This window comes from Stenotrophomonas sp. GD03958 (assembly GCF_029839005.1).
Classification (GTDB): domain Bacteria; phylum Pseudomonadota; class Gammaproteobacteria; order Xanthomonadales; family Xanthomonadaceae; genus Stenotrophomonas; species Stenotrophomonas hibiscicola.
In genome coordinates, this window is sequence record NZ_JAOBZT010000112.1 from 1 (window position 1) to 8,428 (window position 8,428).

Consider the following 8,428-nt stretch of genomic DNA (forward strand, 5'->3'; position numbering starts at 1 on the left):
TCCATGGGGGCTTGGTCGCGGCATCCATGCCGCTCACACCCCCGCAACCGGACCCACCCCGCCTTCGACAGTTGGTCGCTGCTGTTGGTGCCAGCTGCTGTTGGTGGGTGCCGACCGTTGGTCGGCACGGGATCGGATCCCATCTCTGATTCATTTCCGGCTGACGATGAATAAACTGGCCCCATGTCCATCGAACTGCGCCACCTGCGCTACTTCCTCGCTGTTGCCGATACGCTGCACTTCGGCCAGGCGGCCGAGCGCCTGGGCATGTCGCAGCCGCCGCTCAGCCAGCAGATCCGGCAGCTGGAGGAACTGATCGGCGCGCGCCTGTTCGTGCGAAGCCATCGCCGCGTGCAGCTGACGACTGCTGGGGAGCTGCTGCAGGAACGCGCGCGCGCAATCGTGCAGCAGGTGGAAACCGCGGTGGACGAGGTGCAGCGTGCGCAGCGCGGCGAGCAGGGTGAACTGCATATCGGCCTGACCCGGGCCACGCCGCTGTCGCCACAGATCCCGCGTTCGATCCTGCATTACCGCCAGCAGTATCCGCAGGTGCGGCTGCAGCTGAGCGAGATGAACACGCTGCAGCAGATTGATGCGCTGCTCGACGGTTCACTGGACGTGGGCATCATCCGCAAGCGTGCGTTGCCGCCGGAACTGGTGGCACACAGCCTGTTCGTCGATCCGCTGGCGCTGATCGTGCATGCCGGCCACCCTGCCCTGCGCAGGCTGTCGAAGCAGGGCACCTTGTCGTTGCGCGACTTCGCGCAGGAGCCGTTCGTGGCATTCCGGCGCAGCGCGGGCGCGGGCATCCACGACCACATGATCGCGTTGTGTGCGGCGGCGGGCTTCACGCCGCGCATCGTGCAGGAAGCTGGTGAAGCATCGACGTTGATCAGCCTGGCCGCTGCGGGCTTGGGTGCGGCGATCCTGCCGTCGTCGTGCGATCACATCCGGGTGGAAGGATCGCGCTTCGTGGCGTTGGCCGATGCTGGCGCGCATTCGGAAGTGCAGCTGGCGTGGCATCGCGAGCGGGTGACGCCGCTGATCCGAAACTTCGCCGGGCTGCTGCGCGGGGCGTTCGCCGGTGGAGTCGACTGTTAGTCGACTATCGCGCGCAGCGCGGGTTTTCGCGATCTGATGGAAGAGCAGTCGACTGACAGTCGACTCTACCTCGGCAAAGCCGCTACACCGTGGTTGCCGGCCAGCGGCCGGCACTACCGTACACGTTGGTTCACGCTGTCACCGGCTGCGGCGCGCGCTGCTGCAGCGCCCAGATGATGCCACCACCGATCAGGGTCAGCACCGCGGCGAACGCGCACACGCCCCACCAGTCCCAGGCCGCGTAGGCCAGGCCGCCGACCCCGCCCAGCACGCTGGAGCCCAGGTAGTAGGCGAACAGGTACAGCGCCGACGCTTCCGCGCGCATCGTACCGGCACGGCTGCCGACCCAGCTGCTGGCCACCGAGTGGCCGCCGAAGAAGCCGAAGGTCACCAGCGCGATGCCCAGGGCCATCGTGCTCAGCCACGGCATCGCCAGCAGCGCGATGCCGGCGCCGATCAGCGCGAACGAGATCGACAGGATGCGGCCGCGCCCGTACCGCGTGGCCTGCTGGCCCATCCACGCCGAACTGAAGGTGCCCACCAGGTACACGCTGAAGATCAGCCCGACCACGGTCTGGCTGAGGTGGTACGGCGGCGCCAGCAGGTGGTAGCCCAGGTAGTTGTAGAGGGTGACGAACACGCCCATCAGCACGAACGAGGTGGCGAACAGCCACGGCAGGCCCGGGTCGGCGAACAGCAGGCGCCAGCGCGACGGCAACTGGCGCAGGCCATCGCGGCGGGGATGGAAATGGCGCGACGGCGGCAGCTGCAGCCACAGCAGCACGGTGCTGGCCACGGCGATGATCGAGACCACGCCGATGCCCCAGCGCCAGCCCCAGTGATCGGCGATGATGCCGGCCAGCAGGCGCCCGCTCATGCCACCGATGGCGTTGCCGCCGATGTACAGGCCCATCGCCAGGCCCAGCGCGCGGCTGTCCATTTCCTCGACCAGGTAGGTCATCGCCACTGCCGGCACGCCGCTCAGCGCCAGGCCAAGCAGGGTGCGCAGCACCAGCAGCGTGGTCCAGTCGTCCACCAGCGCCGTGCTCAGCGACAGCATGGCCGACGCCAACAGCGCAACGATCATCAACGGGCGACGGCCGACCGCATCGGACAGCAGGCCGGCCAACAGCATCGCCACCGCCAGCGTGCCGGTGGTCAGCGACAACGACATCGCGCTGCCTGCGGCCGACACGCCGAAGTGGCGGCTGAACTCGGGCAGCAGCGGCTGCACGGTATACAGCAGGCCGAAGGTGGAGAAGCCGGCCAGGAACAGTGCCAACGCGGTGCGGCGGAAGGCCGGGGTGCCCTGCTGGATGCGGGTGTCGGTGCCGGTATCGAGAGTGGAGGGACGGTCTTCAACGGCCGCCGCAGTTTCGCCAGTCATGGAATCGAAGGGCCGGTGGGGACGGCCGGGCGTGGGAGGGAACGGGCCTCAGACTAGGCCCGTCGATCCAGTCGATCCATAACCTGATAGATCAGGATTGATATATAGAAAGTATCAATTCAGCTTACAGGCGCTGCCACTCGAAACCGTCGCCCCGGCGGTAATACACCGCCACCGCCCGGCCGTAGACCTTGTCCGCATCGACGAAACCGAAGAAGCGGCCGTCGAAGCTGTCGCCACGGTGGTCTCCCAGCACCAGCAGCTTACCGGCCGGCACCACCAGATCGTCAATGTCCGGGCCACCGCCCATGTCCAGGTCGAGACGGGCACGGCGCTCGCCGAAGGCTTCCACGTCCTGCAGGTCGGCAATCTGCAGCGGCTGGCCGTTGATGCTCAGATGGCCCTCGCGCATCTGCACATGGTCACCGGCCACCGCCGCCACGCGCTTGATCAGCCGGGTGCCGTCGGCCGGTGAATCGAACACCGCCACTTCACCACGCTGCGGAACGCCGGTGGACATCAGTTCCTTGCCGGTAAACGGCAGGCGCAGCCCATAGGCACGCATGTCCACCATCACCCGGTCGCCGGGCTGCAGGGTCGGCTGCATCGAGCCGCTGGGCACCACGTAGTGGTTGGCCAGGGTATCGCGGGCGGCGGCGAGCAGGCCGAGCATCACCAGCAACGGTAGCGCCTCCTTCTTCAGCCAGGCCAGCGCGCGTTCGGAAAAGGGAGGGCGGGCAACAGCATCCATGACAGGCTCCGGGTGGGTGGTCGCTGCATCAGACCACACTCGGGCGGGAGAGGTTCCCGCGCCGGCTTGTTGTAGAGCCGAGCCCGCGCTCGGCTGCTCTTCGAGTGTCGGTGCACGCCAGCCGAGCGTAGGCTCGGCTCTACAGGAAGGGTTACGCAGGTTTTACGCGCGCACCCGGCCACGGGCATCGCACCTTTACGGCCAGCACGTGCATCGTGTGCCCACCGCGCCGCAGGGCGCATTCCGCAAGGTGTTGTATGACCCTCCTGGTGATCCGCCACGCCTCTTCGTCGGCACCGCGTCCCCAACTGCCGGCACAGTTGGCCGGCCATCGCGTGCTGTGCAGCGACTGCGCCAGCCTGTCCGAAGTGCGCCAGTGCCTGTGCCAGCCGCAGGCGCGTTCGGCCGACTGGGTGCTGCTGGATGTCGGCGTGGCCGACGAGGCGCAATGGCAGGCCGAGGGTGGCGCACTGCAGGCGGCGCTGGAACGGCTGCCGGCGCAGTACATCGAGCTGCAGTCGCCCAGCGAGCCCGGCCTGGATGCGCGGCTGCGCCTGCAGCACGGCCCCGCCGCGGTAGTGGTCGACCAGCGCAGCCAGCAGGCCGGCTATCCGCTGTCGCTGGCCATCGTCGGCCGTCGCCTGGCGCAGGAGGGCTGAGCCATGTCGATCTTCATCATCCGCGGCCCGGAAGCCGCCGGCGCCTTGATCCGCACGGCAATGCCACTGCCGGCGCCGGTCCTGAAGTCGCTGGTGCATCGCGCGATCGATGCCGGCACCAGCGTGGCGATCCGTGCCTGTGGCTCGGAACAGGAACTGCTGGACGCACTGCGCGTGGCCGATCACAGCCGTGGCGAAGTGACACTGCTTGACCCGGGTGCGTGCGCCAACAGCCTGCGCCTGCAGCGCCTGCTGCCCTACCTGCACAATGCCTACGTGGAGGTCCACGACGACGGCGCGGTGGCCGAGCCCTGCCTGCCGGCCGGTGTCGGCCAGCGCTTGGGCATCGCCGCCGGCTATGGCGCGCAGAGCTATGTGCTGGCGTTGGATATCGCGCTCGATCACCTCGGGTTGGCCGAGCAGGCCAACCGGGTGCACGTGGGGACGTGATCCGCTTGTGTAGAGCCGAGCCCATGCTCGGCTGCGTCTCCAGAAAAAGCCAGCCGAGCATGGGCTCGGCTCTACACAAAGAAAAACGGCGGGGTTTCCCCCGCCGTTTTCGATTTCTTACTTCAGCCCGCGGAACTTCAGCAAAGGTTCCACCGACGGGTCCTTGCCGCGGAAATCGCGGTACAGGGTCGACAGCTCCACGCTGTTGCCGCGCGAGAGGATCTTGTCGCGGAACTCCTGGCCGTTGGCCGCCGTCAGCCCACCGTGCTCGGTGAACCACTGGTAGGCGTCATGGTCGAGCACTTCGGCCCAGAAGTAGGCGTAGTAGCCGGCCGAGTAACCGCCACCCCAGATGTGGTCGAAGTAGGTGGTGCGGTAGCGCGGCGGCACCTGCGGCAGGTCGACCTTGAACTTCTTCAGCGCGCTGGCTTCAAAGGCGCCGACATCCTGCAGCGGCGCGTCGGCCTTCTGGGTGTGCCAGGCCAGGTCCAGCAGCGCGGCAGACAGGTACTCGGTGGTCGCATAGCCCTGGTTGAAGCTGCGCGCCTTGAGGATCTTGTCGACCAGTTCCTGCGGCATCGCCTCGCCGGTCTTGTAGTGCTTGGCGTAGTTGGCGAACACCTTCGGGTCCAGCGCCCAGTGCTCGTTGAACTGCGACGGGAACTCGACGAAGTCACGCGAGGTGGCGGTGCCGGCGATCGACGGGTACTTCACGTTCGAGAACATGCCATGCAGTGCGTGGCCGAACTCATGGAACATGGTGGTGACGTCGTCGAAGCTGATCAGCGCAGGCTGGCCGGCGGCCGGCTTGGTGAAGTTGCAGACGTTGTAGACCACCGGCTTGGCACCGGTCAGGCCGTCCTGTTCGACGAACACGTCCATCCAGGCGCCGCCGGACTTGCTGTCACGCTTGAAGTAGTCGGTGTAGAACAGCGCCAGCGAGGTGCCGTCCTTGTCGAACACTTCGTACACCTTCATGTCCGGGTTGTAGGTCGGAATGTCGGTGCGCGGCTTGAAGGTGATGCCGTACAGCTGGGTGGCGGCGTAGAAGACGCCGTTCTGCAGCACGTTGTCCAGTTCGAAGTACGGCTTGACCTGCGATTCGTCCAGATCGTACTTGGCCTTGCGCACCTGCTCGGCGTAGAAGTCCCAGTCCGAGGCGGCGACCTGGAAACCACCCTTCTGTGCGTCGATCACCTTCTGGATCTCGCCGGCTTCGGCGCGCGCCTTGGCGGTGGCGGCCGGCACGGTGTCGGTCAGCAGCTTGAGTGCCGCAGCCGGGGTCTTGGCCATCTGGTCGCCCAGCTGGTAGTCGGCGAAGGTGTCGAAGCCGAGCAGCTTGGCCTTCTGCGCACGCAGCTGGGCCAGGCGCTGCACGGTCTGCCGGGTGTCGTTGGCATCACCGCGCTCGGCGCGGGTCTCCGAGGCCTTCAGCACGGCGGCGCGCTGGTCGCGATCGCTCAGCGAGCCGAGCACCGGCTGCTGGGTGGTGTTCTGCAGCGGCAGCAGGAACTTGCCGTCCAGCTTGCGTTCCTTGGCGGCGGCCGCGGCGTTGTTGATCGCATCCTCGTCCAGGCCGGCCAGCTTGGCCTTGTCGTCGACGACGACGGCCGCAGCGGCGGTGGCGGCCACCAGGCGGGTATGGAACTGGGTGGAGAGGGTGGTCTCTTCCACGTTGAGCTTGCGCAGGGTCGCCTTGTCAGCGTCGGACAGCTGCGCACCGGCGCGCACCAGGCCGTCGTAGTAGTGCTCGACCAGGCGCTTCTGCACCGGATCCAGTTCCAGCGTGTCGCGCTGGTCATAGATCGACTTCACGCGCGCGAACAGCTTCGGATCGAGATTGATCTCGTCCTGGTGCGCAGCCAGCTTTGGCGCCACTTCTTCCTGCATCTTCTGTCGTGCATCGTTGGTATCGGCCTGGACCAGGCCGAAGAAGATGCGCGAGACGCGGTTCAGCGTCTCGCCGCTGCGCTCCATCGCCACGATGGTGTTGTCGAAGGTGGCCGGCTCGCTGCTGTCGGCGATCTTGCGCACGTCGGCCAGGTGCTGGCGCATCCCCTCTTCGAACGCCGGCAGGTAGTCGCTGTCCTTGATCTTGTCGAACGGCGGGGCCTGGAACGGCAGCGTGCTCGCACTCAGCAGAGGGTTGGTGGAGGCTTCGGCCGGCTGCTGGGCCGGGGTCTTCTGGGCATCGGACACGGGGGTGGACTCCTTGCCGGAACAGGCCGCCAACGCCAGGCTGATGGCGGCGGCCAGGACTACGGTACGCGACATGTAAAACACTCCTTGGGCAGACGGTACGGGATACCAGCCCTCCACCCTACTCCTGTCGCGCTCGCCCGGCATGTGCCGGACGTGGCGTCTATGCAGCGGCCTGCGGCAGGCTCAGACCGTACCGCGGGTCTTGCCGATCCAGGGCCGGTAGAACTCGCGGATCGCGGCCATGTCGGCAGCGTCATCACCACTGGGCGTGAACAGCGGGCCGATACCGATGGTCTTTTCCGGATAGTGGAAGTACGCGGCAAGGATCGGCACGTCAGCCATCCGGGCGATCTTCAGGAAACCGGCCTTCCAGTCCTTCACCGCCTTGCGGGTGCCCTCGGGGGTGATGGCGAACCACATCTTCTCGTTGTTGCGCAGCAGGTCCACGGCCTGTCCGACGGTGCCCTGCGGCGAGCTGCGATCGAGCGGGATCACGCCCAGCCTGTGCAGCAGCGGGCCCAGCGGCCACCAGAACAGCGACGCCTTGCCCAGTACCTTCACCTTCATGCCCAGCGCGATCTTGGCCGCCATGCCCCACAGCCCATCCCAGTTGGACGAATGCGGGGCGATGATGAAGACCAGCCTGGGGATGTCAGGCAGGGTGCCGGTCACCTTCCAGCCGCCCATGCGCAGGGTGCAGCGCGCCAGCCAGCGCAGGAAGGCGTTGGGTTTGACCTGCGGCATCTGCGGCGGCACGGCCGGCAGCAACGAAGTCGGGTTGTTCAAGCAATCACTCCCAGTCACGTGATGAGCGACCGCGCTTGATCTGCGCGCGCCCGCGTTTGGCGTCCAGACGACGCAGTTTCGACCCGAGGGTCGGCTTGGTGGCCTTGCGCGGCTTGGGCACGCTCAGCCCGGCCTGGATGAAGGCCGCCAGCCGCTCGCGCGCATCCTCGCGATTGCGATCCTGGGTCCGGAAACGTTGCGCATCGATGACCAGCACGCCTTCGCCGGTCATGCGCCGGTCACGCCGCGCCAGCAGGCGCGCGCGCAACGGTTCGGGCAACGAAGGCGAGTTGGCCACGTCGAAACGTAGTTCCACCGCGGTGGAGACCTTGTTGACGTTCTGGCCACCGGCACCGCTGGCACGCACGAACCGCTCGACGATCTCGCCGTCGGGGATTTCAAGCTGCGCGCTGATGGTGACCGGTCCACTGCCCATCCGCGCATTGTAGCGGCAGCCACGTGCCGGAGTGCGGCATCGCGCGCCGTATGCCGCCGATCAGGTACCGAACACGCCGCCTTCGCCTTGGCTGCGGGTATGCTGGCCGTCCCATGTACCGCAGGAAGCCCGCATGACCCGCACCACACCCGCCCTGCCGTCCCTGCTGCGCCGCGCCGCCCTGCTGCTGGCGCTGGCCGTGGCCAGCGTTCCGGCCCTGGCCGCGCCACCGACAGACGGCGACATCAACCGCCTGCTGTCGGCCTCGCGTGCGCAGAGCATGATCGACACCATGCTGCCGCAGATCGAGGCGATGCAGCAGCAGCAGTTCCAGCAGGTGGCCGCACAGCGCCAGCTCAATGCCCAGCAGCAGGAACAGCTGAAGCGGATCCAGGCACGCACCAGCCAGACGCTGCGCCAGGCCCTGTCGTGGCAGCAGCTGCGGCCGATGTACGTGGACCTGTACAAGAAGACGTTCAGCAAGGAAGACGTGCTGGCGATGGCCGAGTTCTACGAGAGTTCGGCCGGCCAGAGCCTGCTGGACAAGACCCCGGCGCTGATGCAGAACGTGATGGTGGCGATCCAGGCCCGCATGCAGCCGCTGTTCGCGGACCTGCAGAAGGATCTGGAGGCGATCGTCAACGAGCCGGAAAAAA

The 8,428-nt window shown here is 67.0% G+C and carries 9 protein-coding genes; 4 read left to right on the forward strand and 5 right to left on the reverse strand.

From position 1 onward, the window contains the following. The first annotated feature begins 183 nt into the window (after positions 1 to 183). Entirely contained in the window at positions 184 to 1,101 is a 918-nt protein-coding gene (locus N5C25_RS19685; RefSeq protein ID WP_262212784.1) for a LysR family transcriptional regulator, read from the forward strand. 130 nt (positions 1,102 to 1,231) lie between these two features. Here the strand turns inward: N5C25_RS19685 and N5C25_RS19690 are convergent, their stop codons facing one another. Both N5C25_RS19690 and lepB read right to left on the reverse strand, forming a co-directional pair. Then, positions 1,232 to 2,488: an MFS transporter gene (locus tag N5C25_RS19690; RefSeq protein ID WP_279937720.1), complete on the reverse strand. Its 1,257-nt coding sequence runs from the start codon at positions 2,486 to 2,488 to the stop codon at positions 1,232 to 1,234. 124 nt (positions 2,489 to 2,612) lie between these two features. After that, positions 2,613 to 3,239 (reverse strand): signal peptidase I, encoded by a 627-nt coding sequence (lepB, locus tag N5C25_RS19695; protein WP_279937721.1) that lies wholly within the window; start codon positions 3,237 to 3,239, stop codon positions 2,613 to 2,615. 257 nt (positions 3,240 to 3,496) lie between these two features. On the opposite strand from lepB, the gene N5C25_RS19700 reads away from it, so the two are divergent. Beyond that, positions 3,497 to 3,898 carry a hypothetical protein gene (locus N5C25_RS19700; protein ID WP_021203742.1) on the forward strand — a complete coding sequence of 134 codons (402 nt, stop codon included), beginning with the start codon at positions 3,497 to 3,499 and terminating at the stop codon, positions 3,896 to 3,898. 3 nt (positions 3,899 to 3,901) lie between these two features. Next, positions 3,902 to 4,348 carry a 3-dehydroquinate dehydratase gene (locus tag N5C25_RS19705; protein WP_004153636.1) on the forward strand — a complete coding sequence of 149 codons (447 nt, stop codon included), beginning with the start codon at positions 3,902 to 3,904 and terminating at the stop codon, positions 4,346 to 4,348. Positions 4,349 to 4,465: 117 nt separating this feature from the next. Here the strand turns inward: N5C25_RS19705 and dcp are convergent, their stop codons facing one another. The 3 genes from dcp to arfB form a co-directional block, all read right to left on the reverse strand. After that, positions 4,466 to 6,622, reverse strand: a complete 2,157-nt coding sequence (dcp, locus tag N5C25_RS19710) for a peptidyl-dipeptidase Dcp (protein ID WP_279937723.1) — start codon at positions 6,620 to 6,622, stop codon at positions 4,466 to 4,468. Between the two features lie 111 nt (positions 6,623 to 6,733). Further along, positions 6,734 to 7,336: a lysophospholipid acyltransferase family protein gene (locus tag N5C25_RS19715; RefSeq protein ID WP_010487088.1), complete on the reverse strand. Its 603-nt coding sequence runs from the start codon at positions 7,334 to 7,336 to the stop codon at positions 6,734 to 6,736. A 4-nt stretch (positions 7,337 to 7,340) separates the two neighbouring features. Next, positions 7,341 to 7,772 carry an alternative ribosome rescue aminoacyl-tRNA hydrolase ArfB gene (arfB, locus tag N5C25_RS19720; protein ID WP_005420755.1) on the reverse strand — a complete coding sequence of 144 codons (432 nt, stop codon included), beginning with the start codon at positions 7,770 to 7,772 and terminating at the stop codon, positions 7,341 to 7,343. A 133-nt stretch (positions 7,773 to 7,905) separates the two neighbouring features. On the opposite strand from arfB, the gene N5C25_RS19725 reads away from it, so the two are divergent. After that, the coding region (locus N5C25_RS19725) for a DUF2059 domain-containing protein (RefSeq protein ID WP_279937725.1) at positions 7,906 to 8,428 on the forward strand (523 nt) is incomplete at its 3' end.